Below are 21,017 nucleotides of genomic sequence, written 5' to 3'. Positions count from 1 at the left end.
GATATGCAGAAAACAAATGCAGTACCAGTAACTATATTATGTATAGCACCCATACTCATCTTATTTACAATTATACTTTCGATTTTGTATGGGGCAAAAAGTATTGACGCTGAAACAGTGTGGAACGCATTATTTCATTTTGATTCAAGCGATGTAAATCATAATATTATTATTACTTCACGTTTACCAAGGGTAGTTGCAGCTCTTTTAGTCGGAGCATTTCTAGCCATATCAGGAGCACTTATGCAGGGGATGACAAGAAACTATCTTGCATCCCCTTCTATTATGGGTGTGACGGATGGCGCTGCCTTTGTTATTACACTTAGCATGATTTTTCTTCCGGGAATGTCATCAATTGGTATGGTTGTATGTTCAATGATTGGTTCTGCACTAGGAGCCGGTATCGTATTTGGTTTTGGTTCGCTCCTTCAAAATGGCTTATCACCAGTTAGGTTAGCGATTATAGGAACAGTTATTGGAACATTTTTAAGTAGTGTATCGGCTGCAATGGCTTCGTATTTCCAAATTTCTCAAAATGTTAGTTTTTGGTTTAATGCAAAGTTAGATCAAGTAGATCCTAATATCATTAAAATCACGATACCGTTTGGGATAATTGGAATAATTTTAGCATTGTTAATATCAAAATCTATTACCATTCTTTCATTAGGCGAAGAGGTTTCTATTAATTTAGGGCAACGTACAAAACTAGTTAAAGCGATGGCAATTTTATCGGTAATTTTCTTAACAGGAACAGCAGTTGCTTTAGTGGGGAAAGTTGGTTTTGTAGGTTTAATTATTCCGCACATTACGCGCTTTATAATTGGGGTAGATTATAAGTGGATTTTGCCATGTGCAGGTGTTATTGGTGGCGTTTTCTTAGCGTTATGTGACGTTTTGAGTAGATTTATAAACTATCCATTTGAAACACCTATTGGAGTCGTTACCTCTTTAATTGGAATTCCTTTCTTCCTTTATTTAATCCGTACTAGAGGAGGAGAGAGACATGCTTAAAAGTTCAAGTCAACGTTTCGGAATGACGATGGGGATTATTATATTTTTAATACTATGTGCTATTTATATTAGTTTAACAAATGGTACGTTCGACATTACGATTACAGATGTATTTAAAACACTTTTTAGAATTGATCCAGTACCAGAACATGATTTAGTTATTTTTGAGTTTCGCCTTCCGCGCATCGTAATTGCTGGATTAGTAGGATTAGGCCTTGGTGTTGCGGGTGCCGTTATTCAAGGGATTACGAGAAATGGGTTGGCGGACCCAGGTATTTTAGGCGTAAATGCCGGAGCAGGAACAGCGATTGTCATTTTTATGTTTTTCTTTCAAGGGCAATTAAAAAGCACAGACTGGGTTTCTATTATGATGATGCCAATGTTTGGTTTAGTAGGCGGATTAGGTGCAGCTATCATCATTTATCTGTTTTCTTGGAAAAACGGTAAATTAGATTCGCAGCGACTTTTATTAACAGGGATTGCAATTGGATCAGGATTTGGAGCCTTTTCTATGTACTTATCACTCAAAATGAAGTCAACTGATTTTGAAATGGCCGCAGTGTGGGTGTCTGGAAGCATATATAGTGCAAACTGGAAGTATATTGTGGCTATGTTACCATGGCTTATTATCTTAATTCCGCTTATACAAAAGAAAGCTTATTTATTAGATTTATTTCAATTGGAAGAAACGAGTATTACAAGTTTAGGTGTTTCAGTAGAAAGAGAGAAATCGATTTTACTATTAAGTAGTATCGGGCTTGTGAGCGCATGTGTTGCTGTTTCAGGGAGTATCGGTTTTATTGGCTTAATGGCACCGCATATAGCGAAAAGGCTTGTCGGTATTCAACATAAGTATATAATTCCTACGTGCGGCGTAATCGGAATGTTTCTTGTAATTGCTTCAGACTTTATTGCGAAAACAGTTTTTACACCTGTAGAGCTACCAGTTGGAATCGTTATTTCTATTGTCGGTGTACCGTATTTCTTATATTTACTTTATAAGGCGAAAGCGTAAGAGGAGGAATAAAAGTGAGTATTTTAAGTGCAAAAAATTTAGAAACAAGTTATGAAAAGCTTACAGTGTTTCGCGATTTAAATGTGGAAATACAAGAAGGAAAAGTAACGACAATTATAGGTCCAAACGGTTGCGGTAAATCGACATTGTTAAAAACAATGGGAAGAATTTTAAAACAAAAAAGCGGTAAAGTATATTTGCAAGGACAGGATTTACATACAATTCCAACGAAAGAAATTGCGAAGCAGTTAGCTTTACTCCCGCAAACTCCAATTGCACCAGGTGAGCTTAAAGTGGAAGAATTAATTTCTTATGGACGCTATCCACATCGAAATAACGTAAATAAGTTAACGACAAAAGATAAAGAAATGATTGATTGGGCATTAGATATAACGAAAACTTCTGAATTTCGAACGAGACAAATTGCAAATTTATCAGGTGGTCAAAGACAAAAGGTATGGCTAGCGATGGCATTAGCACAAGAGACAGAAGTGTTGCTATTAGATGAGCCAACTACATACCTTGATATGTCTCATCAATTAGATGTATTACAAATTGTGGAGAAGTTAAATAAAGAACATAATTGTACGGTTGTTATGGTATTACATGATATTAACCATGCATCAAGGTTTTCAGATGAAATTATTGCAATGAAGGAAGGAGAAATTGTTACAACTGGTAGCCCGGAAGAAATCATTACAAATGAAGTGTTAAAAGAAGTATTTCATATTGATGCACGTGTCATGATTGATCCGTATAACGGGGCTCCTGTTTGTTTCGGATATGATAGCGTTGTATCTGAAGAAGAAAAAATCGAAATATATGTAACAAGTTAAAAAAGAGGGGGAATAGGGTGAATACTACAGTTGAAAAACAGCAGATTATAACATCTAATACAGAGCAGTGGAAAATGTATTCAAAATTAGAAGGTAAGGAATATCAAATTCATATTTCAAAGCCGAGGCAACCAGCACCGGATTCAGGATATCCTGTCATTTACGTATTAGATGGCAATGCCTTTTTTCAAACATTTCATGAAGCAGTTAAAATACAATCAGTAAGAGCGGAAAAAACCGGTGTTTCACCAGCTATTATAGTAGCAGTGGGTTATCCAATTGAAGGCGCATTTTCAGGGGAAGAAAGGTGCTATGATTTTACGCCTAGCGTAATTTCAAAAGATGCCCCTTTAAAACCAGACGGTAAACCGTGGCCTAAAACAGGAGGAGCACATAATTTCTATACTTTTATTGAAGAAGAACTGAAACCACAAATTGAAAAGAATTTTGAGATTGATAAAAGTAAGCAAACGTTATTTGGACATTCTTTAGGTGGACTATTTGCTCTTTATATACTATTTACAAACTTAAATGCTTTTCAAAATTATTTTATTAGTAGTCCATCTATATGGTGGAATAATAAATCCGTACTTGAAAAAGAAGAGAACCTTATACATGAATTAAACAATGCTAAGTTTGAAACAGGAGTGTTCCTTACAGTTGGGTCACTAGAACGAGAGCATATGGTTGTAGGTGCAAATGAATTATCAGAGCGCCTTCTCCAAGTAAACCACGATAAACTTAAATTTAAGTTTTATGAAGCTGAAGGGGAGAATCATGCATCTGTTGTGCCGACGTCTTTAAGTAAAGGATTGAGGTTTATTAGTTACGTATAGGAAAAAAGGTTATGGATAAAACATTCCATAACCTTTTTTAATATGTAGAATTGTCCTTTTCGAAAGTTTTGTTTCAACTTTTCGTCTAAAGAGACAAAAAGTTGTCACAAATCGGTCACAATTAGCATAAACATAAAATAGACGAAATGAACTTATTTCCAAAAAGGCTTGGTTTATTTCAATCATGATTCGTAGAGTTGAAAAAGCATGGATTAAAAGTTCACTATATTCCCAAGGAGGTAGATCGTATGAAAACAATTCTTGCTATCGCTGGACTTATTTGGGTTTTATCGCATGGCATCCCAATTTATGAAGGAGAACAAATTCGCAGTGCTCTGAATAAAAATTTTAATGAATATCATATCATTAATCGGCAAGATAATGTTGTGACAGTTCGAGTGAATGATTGTTTTCATACGGTAACCGTTGAAGGAACTTCAGTAGTGAATGATACAAAAGTATGTGATCAGCAATAATTATATATGGAAAGAAAAATTCTAGGGTTAAATATCTGAAAATTAAAATTAAAAAATTATAGACGAAGAATAAGCGGGGGCGGTTAATCCCCGCTTATTCTTGTTTCACTTTATTGAATTTTGATGAGAGATATAATGATTTTGTGACAAAAAGGAAAGGGTATACTGAAAATTGAGATTAAGAAGCTAATGAGTTGTTAAGAATAATCATAAAGTGTAAATATACTCTTATGGGGTATCATGCGTAGATATTTAATGCTATAATTGGTATACTCATAAAAAACAATTGTTTTATTGAATGAAGAGGGTGTTGCAAAACTAAAATAAATATGCAATGTTATGAATCAGAAAAACTAGCTGAACATGCAATAGATAGCGATTTTGACCATACCAACGTGGCTGTTCCAGCCCTTTATCTTTGAGATGACTAAACTGTTGTTCAATTTTTCCACGCTCTTTCATCAACTGTTTGCCAAAGGTAGTTTGTAGAAAATGAGACACTACACGACGATGTGTACTTTTGATTGGTCCGCTATTACGCGGGTTAATTGGATTGATCGCAAAGATATCACATGCTCCGGCAATTTCATGAATGTGCTGACTATCATAAGCGGCATCTGCAACGGAAAATAACACATTTTGGTTTTGTATATCCCGAAGCAATGCAGGAGCTATTTTACTATCATGTACATTTGCGGTTGTAAATGCATACGACAATATAACACCTTCTGGTGTAGAACAGACATGAGTTTTATATCCCTTATACCAACCATAGCGAGTAGATTTTCCCCATTTCGCTTGAGAATCATATAAACTACTCCGTAAGGCTGTACTATCAATTAAAACGCACGGAATTAACCCTAAATTCTTTTCTTGAAGAATTTGTTTATGAAGCAACGGAATTTCTTCGTTGCGAAACCAAGTGCCTACACGTGAAAAAGTAGATATATGAGGAACAAGCGAAAGGCCACAAGATACACGAAATGAAGGATATTGATGTAAAAAACGAGTTAACTTACGTAATGAATTGATCTGGAATACCGTTTTTATAAAAAAACATTTGAGTAAAGCTTTTCTACAGATGGGTGGGCGGCCTGTCATAGGCGGAACGCCTCCAATGGTTAAACTGTCTACGTAGGCAAATAAAATTTGTAAAATGGATTGATTTTGATCAAAATTGGTTATCATACTAGTAAATCCGTCCTTTCTGGAGATAGTTTTAGGATACTATCATTCTTCCAGGAAAACGGGTTTCTTTATGCATTCATTTTTGGATATTTATGAGTTTTGCAACACCCTCGAATGAAGAGAAACTTTAAGAAGGTGATAATATGGATCATAAAGAGCATGAAGCAGTAACACATAGATCAGAAAAAGAAAAAGAACAGATTATAAATAGATTAAAGAGAATTGAAGGACAGGTCCGCGGTATTCAAAATATGATTGAAAATGATCGTTATTGCGTGGATATTTTAGTGCAAATTTCAGCGATTAATGCAGCGATGAAAAAAGTAGGAATGGGTGTATTAAAAAACCATACAAGTCATTGTGTTTCAGGTGCTATTAAAGATGGCAATGGTGACGAAGCAATTGAAGAATTAATGACTGTATTTGAACGTTTTTCAAAAGCGTAAAAACAAGCTAGTATGTCACTGGCTTGTTTTTTTGTTTACCTTCATAATAAGATCTCGGCGTATTGATGTGAAAAAGTGTGTGTAAAATAAACTTTTAGAAAATAATTGAAAAATCATGATATAAAACCATTGATTACCTTAGGGGGGTATGGTAAGATGTAATTGTGATTAACAAACAATGAATAAACAAGAGGAGGATTTTAAATGGAACAGTTAACATTACAGGTTGAAGGTATGTCTTGTGGACATTGTGTAAATGCTATCGAAAGCAGTGTGAAAGAGCTAAACGGTGTTGAACAAGTGAAGGTTCAATTAGCAGAAGGAACTGTTGAAGTTACTATCGACTCGTCTGCCGTAACATTAAAAGATATCGTTGCTGTAATCGAAGACCAAGGATACGATGTTCAATAATTATTTTTAGATATGGAAATAAATCGTACTTTAAATAAAGTACGATTTATTTTGCTAATCATTATACCTCATAAGGGTATATAGAGGTGAGAGACATGAATGAAAAAAAAGAGGCCAATCTTCAAATATCGGGAATGACATGTGCGGCATGTGCAAATAGAATTGAAAAAGGTCTAAAAAAAGTAGAAGGTGTTCATGAGGCAAATGTAAATTTTGCACTTGAAAAAACAAAAATAATGTACGATCCAACTAAAACAAATCCGCAACAGTTTAAAGAAAAAGTTGAATCGTTAGGATATGGAATTGTAAGTGATAAAGCTGAATTTACTGTTTCAGGAATGACATGTGCAGCATGTGCAAATAGAGTTGAAAAGCGTTTAAATAAGTTAGATGGTGTGAACAAAGCGACAGTAAATTTTGCTTTAGAATCAGCTACAGTAGACTTTAATCCTGATGAAGTTAATGTAAATGAAATGAAGAGTACGATTACGAAGCTAGGATATAAATTAGAAGTGAAACCAGATGATCAAGATGCATCAACTGATCATCGATTACAAGAAATTGAAAGACAAAAGAAGAAGTTTATTATTTCGTTTATTTTATCTTTCCCATTATTGTGGGCAATGGTTAGTCATTTCTCATTTACGTCGTTTATTTATTTACCAGATATGTTAATGAACCCTTGGGTGCAACTAGCACTTGCAACTCCTGTTCAATTTATCATTGGTGGACAGTTTTATGTTGGAGCTTATAAAGCGTTACGTAATAAAAGTGCGAATATGGATGTTCTCGTGGCGCTTGGAACGTCGGCCGCGTATTTCTATAGTGTATATTTAAGTATTCAATCTATTGGTTCTTCGAAACATATGACAGATTTATATTTTGAAACGAGTGCGGTACTTATTACATTAATTATTTTAGGTAAATTATTTGAAGCGAAAGCAAAAGGGCGCTCATCAGAAGCAATTAAAAAATTGATGGGTTTACAAGCGAAGACAGCTACAGTTGTGCGAGATGGAACAGAAATAAAAATTTTGATTGAAGAAGTAGTAGCTGGTGATATCGTCTATGTAAAGCCTGGTGAAAAAATACCAGTAGATGGTGAGATTGTAGAAGGAAAGTCAGCAATTGATGAATCGATGTTAACGGGTGAAAGTATTCCTGTTGATAAGTCAATTGGGGATGTAGTAATAGGTTCGACAATAAATAAAAATGGATTTTTAAAAGTGAAAGCAACTAAGGTAGGAAGAGATACTGCATTAGCTCAAATTATTAAAGTAGTAGAAGAGGCACAAGGTTCAAAAGCTCCTATTCAAAGGGTAGCAGATCAAATTTCAGGTATTTTCGTACCGGTTGTAGTTGTGATTGCGATTATCACATTTGCAGTATGGATGATATTTGTTACACCTGGTGATTTTGGCGGAGCACTTGAGAAAATGATAGCAGTACTTGTTATTGCTTGTCCATGTGCATTAGGTCTTGCAACGCCTACATCTATTATGGCAGGATCAGGAAGATCGGCTGAGTATGGTATTTTATTTAAAGGTGGAGAGCATTTAGAAGCAACGCACCGATTAGATACGGTTATTTTAGATAAAACGGGTACAGTGACAAATGGGAAGCCGGTATTAACAGATGTAATTGTAGCAGATGGATTCAATGAAAATGAACTGCTTAGATTAGTAGGGGCAGCAGAAAGAAATTCTGAACATCCGCTTGCAGAAGCGATTGTAGAAGGAATTAAAGAAAAGAAAATTGATATCCCAAGTTCAGAAACGTTTGAAGCGATTCCGGGATTTGGTATCGAATCAGTTGTAGAAGGAAAACACTTATTAATTGGTACACGTCGATTAATGAAGAAATTCAATATTGATATTGAAGAAGTTTCTAAATCAATGGAAGCGCTAGAACGAGAAGGAAAAACAGCAATGCTTATTGCAATCGATAAAGAATATGCTGGTATAGTTGCCGTTGCAGATACTGTGAAAGATACTTCAAAAGCAGCTATCGCAAGACTGAAAAAAATGGGTCTAGACGTTGTGATGATTACAGGAGATAATACACAAACTGCTCAGGCAATTGCAAAGCAAGTTGGTATTGATCACGTAATTGCAGAAGTATTGCCAGAAGGAAAAGCAGAAGAAGTGAAAAAACTGCAAACAAATGGTAAGAAAGTAGCGATGGTTGGAGACGGGATAAATGATGCTCCTGCTCTTGCTACAGCGAACATTGGTATGGCAATTGGAACGGGAACGGATGTAGCGATGGAAGCAGCGGATATAACGTTAATCCGTGGTGACTTAAATAGTATTGCTGATGCGATATTTATGAGTAAAATGACGATAAGAAATATTAAACAAAATTTATTCTGGGCATTAGCTTATAACGCGTTAGGAATTCCAATTGCGGCATTAGGTTTCTTAGCCCCTTGGGTTGCTGGAGCAGCGATGGCATTTAGTTCTGTATCCGTTGTATTAAATGCATTACGATTACAAAGAGTTAAATTAAAATCTTAAAAAGCTACATTAAGTAATTGAATAGAATTAAAAAACAATACTTGAATAAGTATTGTTTTTTTGTTCGTATAGAAATTAAAACGATATAATAAAGCAGAAATATAGAATCGTATGTAGTAGAAAAGTTAAGAGGTAGTTTGGTAAGGAGACTTATATATGTTAAAAGATATTATAATTAGAACATTCCAGAAAAAAGATTTAGATCAAGTATTACAATTGTTCTATGAAACAGTTCATACGGTTAATGCAAAAGATTATAATGAGTTACAGCTACAGGCGTGGGCACCGGAGCGACTAGATAGAGAAAATTGGTTACAGTCTTTAGAAAAGAATATTAGCTATGTAGCCGATCATAAAGGTATGATTGTGGGGTTTGGGGATTATAACGATGATCGTTACGTAGATCGTTTATTTACGCATAAAGATTATCAAGGGAAAAGAGTCGCTTCATACATACTACAGAAGTTAGAAAAAGAAGCAATGAACCTAGGGCATAGGGAGATATATACAGAGGCGAGCATTACCGCAAAACCTTTTTTTGAAAGTAAAGATTTTATTTGCATAAAAGAACAAAAGAAACAGCATAATGGTCAGATTTTTATTAATTATGTTATGAAAAAATATCCTTCTCATAAATGAGAAGGATATTTTTCATTATTTTACAGCTTCTTTTAGTTCTTTACCAGCTTTGAAAGCAGGTACTTTAGAAGCTGCGATTTGCATTTCTTCACCAGTTTGTGGGTTACGGCCTGTACGAGCAGCTCTTTCGCGAACTTCGAATGTACCGAATCCGATAAGTTGTACTTTTTCACCAGCAGCTAAAGTGTTAGTGATTGATTCTACTACAGTTTGTACAACTACAGTAGCTTCTTTTTGAGAAATCTCAGCATTTTGTGCTACGTTTTTAATTAATTCTGTTTTGTTCATGTTTTTCACCTCATATGTAAATAATGCTATTTAAGTTGTTATTATAACGTATAAAACATTCGAGAACAAGTGTACGTACATATATTCGCAAAAAAAATGAAATTTGTAATATTTTTAGGGTTCTTTATAGACATTCTATTTAAGCCGACAGAGATTTGTTCTTCATTTCAGTCTTCTCTTGATAAGAAGATAGTTTCTTATTATAAGATATGAAGTAAGGTAGTGCTACAAATAACATACCTCCTACTAAATTTCCAAAGAAAACAAAAATAAAGTTTGGAAAATATTCAGCCCAAGTGAAATGACCGGCAAAAATTGCGGCTGGGATGACAAACATATTTGCTACAACGTGTTGAAATCCAATCGCAACAAAAGTCATAACTGGGAACCAAATACCGATAATCTTTCCGATAAATTCTTTACTTCCCATACTGAGCCAAACAGCTAAACAAACGAGCCAATTACATCCGATTGCAGAAATAAATGCTTGCAATGGTGTATCTTGTAGTTTCGCTTGAGCGATAGAAATAGTTTTCGCTAAAAAAGCTCCTTCAGTTAAGCCAACGATATGACCGAAAAAATAGGCTACAAATACAGCTCCTATGAAATTGCTAAATGTAACAATAACTAAATTTCGTATGAAATAAAATAAAGTAATTTTCTTTTGGAGCCAGGCCATAGAAACTGTCATCATGTTACCAGTTACTAGTTCACCGCCTGCAAGAATAACGAGAATAAGACCAACAGGGAATACAGCAGCGCCTAGAAAACTAGAAAATGATCCCCAAGCCTTTGGCATTGTCCCAATAACATGAATATCGAGTAAATACCCTAATGCGATAAAAGCACCGCCAAAAAAACCGAGAATTAGCATAGGGAGTAATGATAAATGAGCTTTTTTCCTTCCGGAATTCGCAGCAAGTTCCGTAATTTCTTCTGGTGTAAATACAGACATGAATAACCCCTCCGTAATAAAATGATGGAATGAATAGAAAAAGATTCGAAAATATATACATTATAAAAATATGGTATGACTTCTGTATAAAATTGTCAAAGTGAATAGGGAGGAAATTACATATTAATAACATTGTTCATGTTGTCACATTAATGTAACAATAAGGATTTAAAGTGTTTCTAGAGGTGAAAACATGAATACGAATCATGTAAAAAAAGAACGAAAAAAATCAATCGTAAAGATATTTATTATTAGTTTTATAAGTATATTAATGATACTAGTAAGTTTGTATTATTATGCGACAGAAATAGAACGAAAACTAGTAACAGTTACATGGAATGAAATAGAAGCTTCTGCAATTCCTAAAGAATTTAATAATAAAAAAATGTTACAGTTTTCAGATGTACATTTAGGGCCAGAGTTTACATTGAAGCAACTTGAACATTTGGTGGAGAAGATGAATGAATTACATCCAGATATAGTAGTTTTTACCGGAGATTTAATAGATAAATTTGGTTCTTATAGTGCAGAAAGAGAGGAAGCGAAGGCTATTTTGCAGAAAATTTATGCTCCCTTAGGGAAATATGCTGTGTTTGGGAATCATGATAGGGGCGGGGGCGGTAGTTTATTTTACAAAAGATATATGGAGGAAGCTGGTTTTTCTGTATTAGTAAATGAAGTGCAGAAAATTAAAGTGGAAAACGGCAAATATATTACAATATCAGGTTTGGATGATTTTCTATTAGGGAAGCCGAAAATAGATTCAACTTTAAAAAACTTGAAACAAAATGATTTTAACATGTTATTAGTACATGAGCCGGATGTTGTAACCAAAATAAATCGTTACCCAGTTGATCTTCAACTGTCAGGACATAGTCACGGAGGACAAGTCCAAATCCCTTTTGTAGGTCCGTTAATTACTACCAAACTAGCTGAGAGCTATGTTGAAGGTATGTATGAAGTGGAGGGGAAGAGTAAGCAGTTATATTTATATGTAAATCGTGGTATTGGGACTACTAGGATGCCTGTTAGATTTTGTAGTGTACCTGAACTTTCAGTTTTTGTGTTGAAGCAAAAGAGTGACTAGAATATTTAACAATATGATTCGGAGGAACGTGCGATGTTGGGCGATGGAAAACAGTTTCTTGAAACTTTAGATGTGACAAAGTAGTTTTCATAAATAAAAAACAACAATAGGACCTATAAAGGGTCCTATTGCTGTTTTTATCCTGCATTGATTGCCCATAAATGTCCGATTGATGGGGGCTAATTATAGTTTTACTTTGTTATTTTTGCAAGGAAAGACCATCAAAATATGTTCTATAGTTATTTGAGAATTCGAAGTTGTTTTTTGTATCCCAATTAATAGACCAAGACATTAGGCCGCGGAATGCAGGATAGCCACTCTGGTTAGAAAGTTTATACTTTCCTCCGAACGGAACTCCTTTAATGATATAATTTAAAGCTTTTTTCATTTCAGTTGGCGAAATGTATCCACCACTTGGAGCTGCCGCTGGTGCTGCTGGAAGCCCAATCATGACTTGATCTGAACGAAGAGCTGGGAAAATGTTATTTGCATTACCACCTACAGGAAAACCATGTAAGAGCATATCTGCCATAGCGACCTCGTAGTCTGCAGTACCTTGATTGTAGTTATTACCGTCCATTCCAATCCCGCTACCAGCGTTGTAGTGTTGAACATGAATGTATGTTAGTTTATCTTTCACTCCGTAAATAATTGGTAAATATGCACCCCATATGCTTCCATATGCGCTATAACCGCCTTGAACATAAGCTGTTTCAGGAGCCATGCTTAATAGAAAATCTGGACCATAATGATCTGAGATTGTTCGAATAGCTGATATAAGATTTACGATTTGGGGAGTAGTTGGATTTTTGAAATTAGTATCATTTCCGTTTAAGTAAATACCTGATTCAAGGTCAATATCTATTCCATCAAAACCGTATTTATCGATTAGAGACTGTATGGAATTAATAAAACGATCCTTAGCGGCATTGTCAGGAAGTAAAACGACTCCATTTTGTCCACCTATTGAAAGAACTACTTTCTTTCCTTTACTTTTTAAATAAGAAATATCTGATTTGAAGTCTGCATCTGTACCATACACAGGAGAAAATTCAACAGTGGAACGATCACCACCAGTTTCACCAAAAGATACATTGATTACATCCCATTTTGGTGAAACGTCTTTTAATTTAATAATGCCAGTACCGTTATCAAAGTTATGCCAATATCCAACGAGTAATTTTGAACCTAAATTGTTTGCTGCTTGTGCTTGGAAAGGGGATAGCGGTAGAAGTAAGAACATTACTAAAATACAACAAAAAAATTTGAACTTGTTTAACATATCAACACTCCTATACAAAAAAGTTGTCTAGATGTATAATCTTGTTTATTTAATAATATCTGAAAATTCTTTCTTTTGTAAGGGGACTATAATTTTCTCAACAATTGTGTATGGGAAAGTATTAAACCTAATGTAATAATTTTTGAAGAAGGTTGAATTGCAATTGTTAAATTCAGAATATTTTGATATATTTTAAAGTATAGGACAAAATCTTTCGCACAGTACTCTTACATAAGTTTCAAAATTTAGTTTGGAAGGGGATGTACAAGATTTGGATAAAAATCTAAAGAAAGACCTCAAAATACGCCACATTACAATGATTTCAATTGGCGGCGTAATAGGGGCTGGTTTGTTTGTTGGAAGTGGTGCAGTTGTACATTCGGCAGGACCAGGTTCTATCGTTTCATATGCATTAGCAGGACTTCTAGTCATTTTCGTCATGAGAATGCTAGGAGAAATGGCAGCTGTTAATCCGACAAGTGGTTCATTTGCAACGTATGCAAGAGAAGCGATTGGTCCTTGGGCGGGTTATACAATAGGCTGGTTATACTGGTTTTTTTGGGTAATTGTTATTGCAATAGAAGCCACAGCAGGTGCTGGTATTATCCAATATTGGATTCCACAAATACCGCTTTGGTTATTAAGTTTAATATTAACAATTTTATTAACGCTGACGAACGTTTTTTCGGTGAAATCATTTGGAGAGTTTGAATATTGGTTTTCTTTTATTAAAGTAATAAGTATTGTTTTGTTCCTTTGTCTAGGTCTTGCTGTTATTTTAGGATTTGTTCCAGGAACAGAAGCACCCGGCACTTCGAATTTAATTGGACAAGGTGGATTTATGCCAAACGGTATAAGTTCGGTCCTGCTTGGAATTACTGTTGTTATATTTTCATTTATGGGATCAGAGATTGTAGCAGTAGCCGCAGGTGAATCTGCAGAACCTGTAAAAGCAGTAAAAACAGCAACAAACAGTGTGATTTGGCGTATTCTTGTATTTTTTATTGGGTCTATAGCGGTAGTTGTCACGCTACTGCCATGGAATTCAGCAAACATATTAAAAAGTCCATTTGTAGCTGTACTTGAACATATAGGAATACCAGCGGCAGCACAAATTATGAATTTTATCGTTTTAACAGCTGTACTTTCTTGCTTAAATTCAGGCTTATATACAAATTCAAGAATGCTTTTTTCAATGGCAGAAAGAGGAGATGCTCCAAAGTCATTTTTAAAATTGAACAGTAGTGGTGTTCCCGTTCGAGCGGTTTTATTTGGAACTTTCTTCGCTTATATTGGAGTTGTGTTTAGTTACATTTCTCCAGATAAAGTCTTTTTGTTTTTAGTGAATGCATCTGGCGGGATTGCGTTACTAGTTTATCTCGTTATTGCAGTTTCGCATTTAAAGATGCGTAAAAAAATGGGGAAAGTAGAACAACAAAATTTGAAAGTGAAAATGTGGCTTTTTCCGTATGTAACGTATGTTACAATTGCTGCTATTATAGCAGTTTTAGTTGCGATGTTCGCAATTGATACTTTACGTTCACAAGCATTTTTAACAATGTTTGTTACTGTTCTTATAATACTTTCTTATTTTATTTTTAATAGAAATAAAAATATCACAGTTTTGCATCCTAAAAGTAAGAATGAGGAATCTGTTCGATTCTAATTTTCTTATTTTCGAAGAGAGTTACACCCAATCATTGCTATAAAAGAATCATATATAATCATAGAAACAAGTAATTACTATTGTCATAGTGAATATAAACTTTTTTCTTGACTTTTTATACGAAGGCGAGCAAAATGGTAAAAAAGGAAGGGGGGATGATGATGGAAGAGTATGTATTAGAGCTGTATAACCTGTTATATACGACAGAATGGCAAGATATTGTTTCGTTTCTAGGAATCGTATTTTGCATGAAAATTGTAATTGTATATATGGAAGAGCAAGGTATGTTCTATTCCTTCTCATCTCCGTTCGATGTGCAGCGCGAGCCGTTGCTAAACTATGCCAATGTGAATTACGAACAATTTCCTTTTGTAGTTTTCTTTATGATTCGATTTATTACAGCAATTGTAAGGAAAAAGGAAAGTGACGATGAAGAGTGCCACTCAACTTGTAATATAGCGAATGTTTTTTAAGCTAAATACAAGGAGGAGATTTATATGTGGTTTCGATTTCTTATGATTGGTTTCTTTTCATTAACAGCAATTTCATTAATGGGATATCAAGTGTCTGAAATTTTTCAAGCATATAGCGATACATTTTTTAACAAAAACTAATCGCATTGCTATTTGAATAATAAAGCGATAAAATCCTTCTTAAGAAGTTTTATTAAGAAGGATTTTTTTCTTTGTCTTGTCTTGCTGTGTCAAACTATTGTCACATTTACACTGTGAATAATATGTTAAAATAGTGAGGTTATGTATACATACTTGAAGGAAGAAGGAGTGACCATTTTGGTGGATCAATCAACAAATCAGAAAAGCTATGCTCCTATTGTGATAACGCTTTCTGTAATTGTAAATGCGATTATTTTATTTTTGTTCTTTGGACCTGTTGGCTATGAAGGAGAAGTACATTTTGATGTAACGATTTTACCAATGTTAAACGCGATTTTTAATAGCTTTACGTTCGTATTTTTATTAGCAGCGTTATTCTCTATTATTAAAAAGAATGTGAAAATGCATCGTGGTTTTATCCTTGCAGCATTTACGACAACTTTACTATTTTGTGTGTCGTATTTATCGTATCATTACTTAGCACCGGCAACACATTTTGGCGGAGAAGGATTCATTAAATATGTGTATTTCATCATTTTAATTACACATATTATCCTAGCAGCAATTATCGTACCACTTGCATTGTTTGCGCTTGTATTTGGTTTTACAAATCAATTAACACGTCACCGTAAAATTGTACGTTGGACGATGCCGATTTGGTTATATGTAAGTTTATCTGGTGTTATTGTTTACTTAATGATCTCACCTTATTACCAATAAAAAAATCTCAGCCTGTAGGCTGGGATTTTTTTATTAAGCAAATATTTTTGTGAAATGAAAAAAATATGGTATACAAAAGTATAGTTGCTTTTCATATAGAAGGGATGGTAAAGAAATATGCAAAATTTTGTATTTCGTAATCCAACGAAACTTATTTTCGGTAAAGGTCAATTAGAACAGTTAAAAACTGAAATTCCACAGTTCGGTAAAAAAGTTCTTCTCGTATACGGGGGAGGCAGCATTAAAAGAAACGGTATTTATGATAATGTAATTTCTATTTTAAAGGATATTAATGCAGAAGTATTTGAATTAACAGGTGTTGAACCGAATCCACGTGTATCAACTGTAAAGAAAGGGATTCAAATTTGTAAAGAGAATGGTGTTGAATTTATTTTAGCAGTTGGTGGAGGGAGTGTAATCGACTGTACGAAGGCAATTGCAGCTGGTAGTAAGTACGATGGAGATGTATGGGATATTGTAACGAAAAAAACATTTGCTAATGAGGCATTACCATTTGGTACTGTACTTACTCTTGCAGCAACAGGATCTGAAATGAATGCAGGCTCGGTAATTACAAACTGGGAAACGAATGAAAAGTATGGATGGGGTAGCCCGGTTACTTTCCCGCAGTTTTCGATTTTAGATCCAGTTCATACTACTTCTGTACCGAAAGATCAAACAATTTACGGTATGGTAGATATTATGTCGCACGTATTAGAACAATATTTCCATCATGGAACGAATACAGAACTACAAGATCGTTATTGTGAAGCTGTTTTAAAAACAGTAATTGAGACCGCTCCTAAGCTTTTAAGTGATTTAGAAAATTATGAGCATAGAGAAACTATTTTATATTGTGGTACTATGGCGTTAAACGGCATTTTAGCAATGGGAGTAAAAGGAGATTGGGCGACTCATAATATTGAGCATGCAGTTTCTGCTGTTCATGATATACCACACGGGGGTGGCCTTGCGATTTTATTCCCGAACTGGATGAAGCATGTTGTAGAGGAAAATGTAAGTCGTTTTAAACAGTTTGCTATTCGAGTATTCAATGTAGAAACAGATGGAAAGACTGATCGAGAAATTGCGTTAGAAGGAATTCAGGCGTTACGTCAATTTTGGACTTCAATTGAGGCGCCAGTAACATTATCTGATTACGCTATTGGAGAAAATGAAATTGATTTAATGGCGGATAAAGCGATGGCGTATGGTGAATTTGGTAACTTTAAAAAATTAAATAAAGATGATGTTTTAAGTATATATAAAGCTTCTTTATAAGTGAATTTAGAAAAGAAACCTATTTGATTGTTTGATCGAATAGGTTTCTTTTTGCTGTTTATAAACGTTTTTGGATGTTTTTGATTATTTTTTGATTGTTTACGGTTGATTTTTGTGACCGTTTTCATTATACTGTAATCAAAGAAGAGGTGAATAAAATGTTAACTCCTGAACGTCATCAAATGATATTGCAACTTGTAAAAGAACAGAAAGTTGTAAAATTACAGCAATTAGTTGAAAGAACAGAAAGCTCTGAATCGACAATTCGCCGTGATTTAGCGCAATTGGAAAAGCAAAGGTTATTAAAAAGAGTTCATGGTGGTGCCGCTGTTTTAACAGGAAAAGGGCAAGAACCAACGATGGTTGAAAAATCATCCAAAAACATTCAAATAAAACAACAAATTGCTAAGTATGCGGCTAGCGTTATTGAACAAGGTGATTGTGTTTATTTAGATGCAGGAAGTACAACATTTGAAATGATTCCATTTTTAATAAATAAAGATGTTACTGTCGTTACGAATGGACTTATGCATATTGAAGCTTTAGTTGAAAATAATATTCGTGCGTATTTACTAGGCGGAATGATGAAGAGTAGGACGAAAGCTTTAATCGGTGCTATGGCACAGGAAAGTATGCAGAAGTATCGTTTTGATAAATGTTTTTTAGGTGCAAATGGTGTACATGAACAGCTTGGCTTTACAACGCCAGATCCAGAAGAAGCGCTCTTAAAACAAATGGCATTAACATTAGCAAACGAAGGATATTTCTTAATTGATGAAAGTAAGTTTTCAGAAGTTGCATTTGCGAAAATTGCAAATGTTGAAGAAGCAAATATTATTACAAACCATTTAGAAATTGATTTAGAAAAATATAAAAGACAAACCAATGTAATTGAGGCTGATAAACAATGATCTATACAGTTACTTTAAACCCATCTATTGATTATGTAGTGCAAGTTTCTTCTTTTGATTTAGGAACAATAAATCGAGCGGAGAAAGATATGAAGTTTCCTGGAGGAAAAGGAATTAATGTTTCTCGTGTTCTTCAGCGTTTAGGTGTTAAAAATATAGCACTTGGATTTACTGGTGGATTTACTGGTCAATTTATTAAAGAGGTATTACAGACGGAAGGTGTAACAACAAACTTCGTCCAAGTAGATGAAGATACTCGCATTAATGTGAAAATAAAAGGGGAAGAAGAAACAGAATTAAATGGCCAAGGTCCTATTGTAACAAAAGAGCAGTTCGAACAGTTAATGAAAAAAATTGAGAGTATGCAACCTGGAGATTGTGTTGTACTTGCTGGGAGTGTACCGGTCTCTATTCCAAGTACCTTTTACGAATCAATTGCTGCGTTTGGAGCTGAAAAAGGTATTCGTGTAGTAGTAGATGCAAGTGGAAGCGCACTGCAACATGTAATTAAAAATAAGCCATTTTTAATTAAGCCAAACCATCATGAACTTGGTGAGTTGTTTGGAGTGGAGCTTTCAACAGTAGAGGACGTTTTACCTTATGGAAGAAAATTAATTGAACAAGGTGTAAAACACGTTATCGTATCGATGGCTGGAGAGGGAGCTTTATTATTTACGGCAGAAGGTATATATGAAGCGACTGTTCCAAGAGGTGTTGTAATTAATTCAGTTGGGGCCGGAGATTCTCTTGTTGCAGGGTTTGTAGGCAAATATGAACAGACAAAAGATATTGAAAAGGCATTTCAATACGGCGTTGCAACAGGGAGTGCAACAGCATTTTCAGCTGATTTATGTAAGAAGGAAAAAGTAGAAGAATTATTGTCGCAAGTAATTGTAGCTAAGCGATAGGGGGAAGCAACATATGAAAATTACAGAACTATTAAAAAGGGATACAGTCATTATGGATTTGACAGCTTCAAATAAAGAAGCTGTCATAGATGAATTAGTTGAGAAATTAAACGGGGCAAATCGTTTAAATAGTAAAACGGAATTTAAAGAAGCTATTTTAAAGCGGGAGTCCCAAAGTACGACTGGAATAGGGGAAGGTATTGCAATACCTCATGCGAAGACAAAGGCTGTTAAACAACCATCGATTTGTTTTGGTAGAAGTGTAAGCGGTATCAATTATGAGTCGCTTGACGGACAGCCAGCACACTTATTCTTTATGATTGCTGCAAGTGAAGGAGCGAATAATACTCATTTAGAAACGTTGTCTCGTTTATCGACATTATTAATGGATGAAGGATTTCGCAAGCAACTATTAGAAGCAAAGGATGAAAGTGAGCTTCTTCAACTATTTGATGAAAAAGAGAATGAAAAAGAAGAAGAGACTGAAGTCGCAAAACCAGAAGGAAATGAACCGTACGTACTTGCTGTTACAGCTTGTCCAACTGGAATCGCTCACACATATATGGCAGCGGATAGCTTAAAAGCAAAAGCGACAGAGTTAGGAATAGCAATTAAAGTTGAAACAAACGGATCAACAGGTATTAAAAACGGTTTAACGAAAGAGGATATTGAACGTGCAACAGCTATTATTGTTGCGGCGGATAAACAAGTAGAAATGAATCGTTTTGCTGGTAAACATGTCATTCAAGTGCCAGTTGCTGATGGGATTCGAAAAACGGAAAATCTGCTTAAGCGAGCTGTCAAACAAGATGCACCAATCTTTAAAGGTGTAAAAGAGGACGGGAAATCAGAAAGTATTGAGGGAGAAAAAGGATTAGGAATTTATAAGCATTTAATGAGCGGTGTAAGTAATATGCTTCCATTCGTTGTTGGCGGCGGGATTTTAATAGCGCTAGCGTTTTCGTTTGGTGGTATAAAGGCGGAAGGTCCTTTAGCTGAATTGTTCATGTCAATTGGTGGAGGAAAAACAGGTGCGTTTTTATTCCTTGTACCAATTTTAGCTGGATTTATTGCAAGTTCTATTGCTGATCGTCCTGGTTTTATGCCTGGTGTTGTAGGTGGATTTTTAGCGGCGAATGCGAATGCTGGATTTTTAGGTGGGTTAATTGCTGGTTTCTTAGCTGGATATGTTGTTTTAGGGTTGAAAAGATTATTTTCAGGACTACCAGTACAATTAGAAGGAATTAAACCTGTATTGTTATATCCAGTCTTTGGATTATTGATTACAGGAGTTGTAATGCAAAAAGTAGTAATTCCGCCTGTAGTAGCATTAAATGAAATGTTGACAGGGTGGTTAAATGGTTTAAACGGTACGAATGCTATATTACTAGGTCTTATTTTAGGTGGTATGATGGCAATTGATATGGGGGGGCCAATTAATAAAGCGGCATTTACGTTTGGTATTGCTGCAATAGAAGCACAGAATTTTGGAGTGCACTCAGCAGTTATGGCTGGTGGGATGGTACCGCCACTTGCGATTGCATTCGCAACTACATTCTTTAAATCAAAGTTTACAGAAGCGGAACGTAAATCTGGTTTAACCAATTATATTATGGGAGCATCGTTCATTACAGAAGGTGCGATTCCGTTTGCTGCTGCAGATCCGGTTCGAGTAATCGTAAGTTGTGTTGTTGGTTCAAGTATTGCAGGTGCGTTATCTATGTTATTCCAAATTACATTACCGGCACCGCATGGTGGATTATTTGTAATAGCATTAGTAAATAAACCGTTACTATATATTTTCTCTATATTAATTGGAACAATTGTTTCGGCTGTTATGCTAGGTGTTTGGAAAAAGAAAGTTCAATAACAAATAAAAAGAGAGCAGTTTTTAGTAGCTGCTCTCTTTTTATTACAAAAAAATAGGTTAA

The 21,017-nt window shown here is 34.9% G+C and carries 21 protein-coding genes; 17 read left to right on the top strand and 4 right to left on the bottom strand.

What is annotated here, in order from left to right; all coding sequences use genetic code 11:
- The first annotated feature begins 3 nt into the window (after positions 1–3).
- The 5 genes from V6946_RS19725 to V6946_RS19705 all read left to right on the top strand — a co-directional run bounded on the left by V6946_RS19725 (position 4) and on the right by V6946_RS19705 (position 4,174).
- Positions 4–1,011 carry an iron ABC transporter permease gene (locus V6946_RS19725; RefSeq protein WP_006922226.1) on the top strand — a complete coding sequence of 336 codons (1,008 nt, stop codon included), beginning with the start codon at positions 4–6 and terminating at the stop codon, positions 1,009–1,011.
- Complete coding sequence (locus V6946_RS19720; protein WP_000920450.1) at positions 1,004–2,026, top strand: iron ABC transporter permease; 1,023 nt, start codon at positions 1,004–1,006, stop codon at positions 2,024–2,026. Before V6946_RS19725 ends, V6946_RS19720 begins: the two co-directional genes overlap by 8 nt.
- A 14-nt stretch (positions 2,027–2,040) precedes the next feature.
- Positions 2,041–2,862 (top strand): ABC transporter ATP-binding protein, encoded by an 822-nt coding sequence (locus tag V6946_RS19715; RefSeq protein WP_006922230.1) that lies wholly within the window; start codon positions 2,041–2,043, stop codon positions 2,860–2,862.
- Between the two features lie 17 nt (positions 2,863–2,879).
- Positions 2,880–3,698, top strand: a complete 819-nt coding sequence (locus tag V6946_RS19710) for an alpha/beta hydrolase (protein ID WP_006922233.1) — start codon at positions 2,880–2,882, stop codon at positions 3,696–3,698.
- Positions 3,699–3,946: 248 nt separating this feature from the next.
- The gene (locus tag V6946_RS19705) at positions 3,947–4,174 is read left to right on the top strand and encodes a hypothetical protein (RefSeq protein WP_000849104.1); all 228 of its coding nucleotides are present in this window, start codon (positions 3,947–3,949) and stop codon (positions 4,172–4,174) included.
- Between the two features lie 318 nt (positions 4,175–4,492).
- Here the strand turns inward: V6946_RS19705 and V6946_RS19700 are convergent, their stop codons facing one another.
- Complete coding sequence (locus V6946_RS19700) at positions 4,493–5,362, bottom strand: ISNCY family transposase (protein WP_023520903.1); 870 nt, start codon at positions 5,360–5,362, stop codon at positions 4,493–4,495.
- Positions 5,363–5,505: 143 nt separating this feature from the next.
- Here V6946_RS19700 and V6946_RS19695 point away from each other — a divergent pair, with 143 nt between their 5' ends.
- The 4 genes from V6946_RS19695 to V6946_RS19680 all read left to right on the top strand — a co-directional run bounded on the left by V6946_RS19695 (position 5,506) and on the right by V6946_RS19680 (position 9,374).
- Positions 5,506–5,808, top strand: coding sequence for a metal-sensing transcriptional repressor (locus tag V6946_RS19695; protein ID WP_000349636.1), 303 nt, complete (start codon positions 5,506–5,508; stop codon positions 5,806–5,808).
- 204 nt (positions 5,809–6,012) lie between these two features.
- Entirely contained in the window at positions 6,013–6,219 is a 207-nt protein-coding gene (gene copZ / locus V6946_RS19690; RefSeq protein ID WP_000436973.1) for a copper chaperone CopZ, read from the top strand.
- Positions 6,220–6,314: 95 nt separating this feature from the next.
- Entirely contained in the window at positions 6,315–8,735 is a 2,421-nt protein-coding gene (locus V6946_RS19685; RefSeq protein ID WP_006922241.1) for a heavy metal translocating P-type ATPase, read from the top strand.
- A 156-nt stretch (positions 8,736–8,891) separates the two neighbouring features.
- Positions 8,892–9,374, top strand: a complete 483-nt coding sequence (locus V6946_RS19680; protein ID WP_006922242.1) for a GNAT family N-acetyltransferase — start codon at positions 8,892–8,894, stop codon at positions 9,372–9,374.
- A 15-nt stretch (positions 9,375–9,389) separates the two neighbouring features.
- Here the strand turns inward: V6946_RS19680 and V6946_RS19675 are convergent, their stop codons facing one another.
- The gene (locus V6946_RS19675; protein ID WP_001043904.1) at positions 9,390–9,662 is read right to left on the bottom strand and encodes an HU family DNA-binding protein; all 273 of its coding nucleotides are present in this window, start codon (positions 9,660–9,662) and stop codon (positions 9,390–9,392) included.
- Positions 9,663–9,801: 139 nt separating this feature from the next.
- Complete coding sequence (locus V6946_RS19670) at positions 9,802–10,617, bottom strand: formate/nitrite transporter family protein (RefSeq protein WP_006922243.1); 816 nt, start codon at positions 10,615–10,617, stop codon at positions 9,802–9,804.
- A gap of 193 nt (positions 10,618–10,810) precedes the next feature.
- On the opposite strand from V6946_RS19670, the gene V6946_RS19665 reads away from it, so the two are divergent.
- Positions 10,811–11,704, top strand: coding sequence for a metallophosphoesterase (locus V6946_RS19665; protein ID WP_001095338.1), 894 nt, complete (start codon positions 10,811–10,813; stop codon positions 11,702–11,704).
- Positions 11,705–11,903: 199 nt separating this feature from the next.
- Here the strand turns inward: V6946_RS19665 and V6946_RS19660 are convergent, their stop codons facing one another.
- Positions 11,904–12,986: a chitinase gene (locus V6946_RS19660; protein WP_006922246.1), complete on the bottom strand. Its 1,083-nt coding sequence runs from the start codon at positions 12,984–12,986 to the stop codon at positions 11,904–11,906.
- 271 nt (positions 12,987–13,257) lie between these two features.
- Here V6946_RS19660 and gabP point away from each other — a divergent pair, with 271 nt between their 5' ends.
- The 7 genes from gabP (at position 13,258) to V6946_RS19625 (ending at position 20,956) form a co-directional block, all read left to right on the top strand.
- The gene (gene gabP / locus V6946_RS19655) at positions 13,258–14,652 is read left to right on the top strand and encodes a GABA permease (protein WP_000360111.1); all 1,395 of its coding nucleotides are present in this window, start codon (positions 13,258–13,260) and stop codon (positions 14,650–14,652) included.
- A gap of 134 nt (positions 14,653–14,786) precedes the next feature.
- Positions 14,787–15,125: a hypothetical protein gene (locus tag V6946_RS19650; RefSeq protein WP_002026213.1), complete on the top strand. Its 339-nt coding sequence runs from the start codon at positions 14,787–14,789 to the stop codon at positions 15,123–15,125.
- 318 nt (positions 15,126–15,443) lie between these two features.
- Positions 15,444–15,986, top strand: a complete 543-nt coding sequence (locus tag V6946_RS19645; RefSeq protein ID WP_000228315.1) for a DUF420 domain-containing protein — start codon at positions 15,444–15,446, stop codon at positions 15,984–15,986.
- 117 nt (positions 15,987–16,103) lie between these two features.
- Positions 16,104–17,267: an iron-containing alcohol dehydrogenase gene (locus V6946_RS19640; RefSeq protein ID WP_025708990.1), complete on the top strand. Its 1,164-nt coding sequence runs from the start codon at positions 16,104–16,106 to the stop codon at positions 17,265–17,267.
- Between the two features lie 158 nt (positions 17,268–17,425).
- Positions 17,426–18,178, top strand: a complete 753-nt coding sequence (locus tag V6946_RS19635) for a DeoR/GlpR family DNA-binding transcription regulator (RefSeq protein WP_006922253.1) — start codon at positions 17,426–17,428, stop codon at positions 18,176–18,178.
- On the top strand, positions 18,175–19,086 hold the full coding sequence (pfkB, locus tag V6946_RS19630; protein WP_006922254.1) for a 1-phosphofructokinase: 912 nt from the start codon (positions 18,175–18,177) through the stop codon (positions 19,084–19,086). The genes V6946_RS19635 and pfkB overlap by 4 nt, the downstream gene beginning before the upstream one ends.
- Before the next feature lie 13 nt (positions 19,087–19,099).
- Positions 19,100–20,956, top strand: coding sequence for a PTS fructose transporter subunit IIABC (locus V6946_RS19625; protein WP_006922259.1), 1,857 nt, complete (start codon positions 19,100–19,102; stop codon positions 20,954–20,956).
- Positions 20,957–21,017: the final 61 nt, after the last annotated feature.

This window comes from Bacillus sp. PPSBB_2 (genome assembly GCF_045291115.1).
Taxonomy (GTDB): domain Bacteria; phylum Bacillota; class Bacilli; order Bacillales; family Bacillaceae_G; genus Bacillus_A; species Bacillus_A cereus.
Note: the sequence above shows the minus strand (reverse complement) of the source record. Positions and strands in the feature narration are given on the sequence as shown.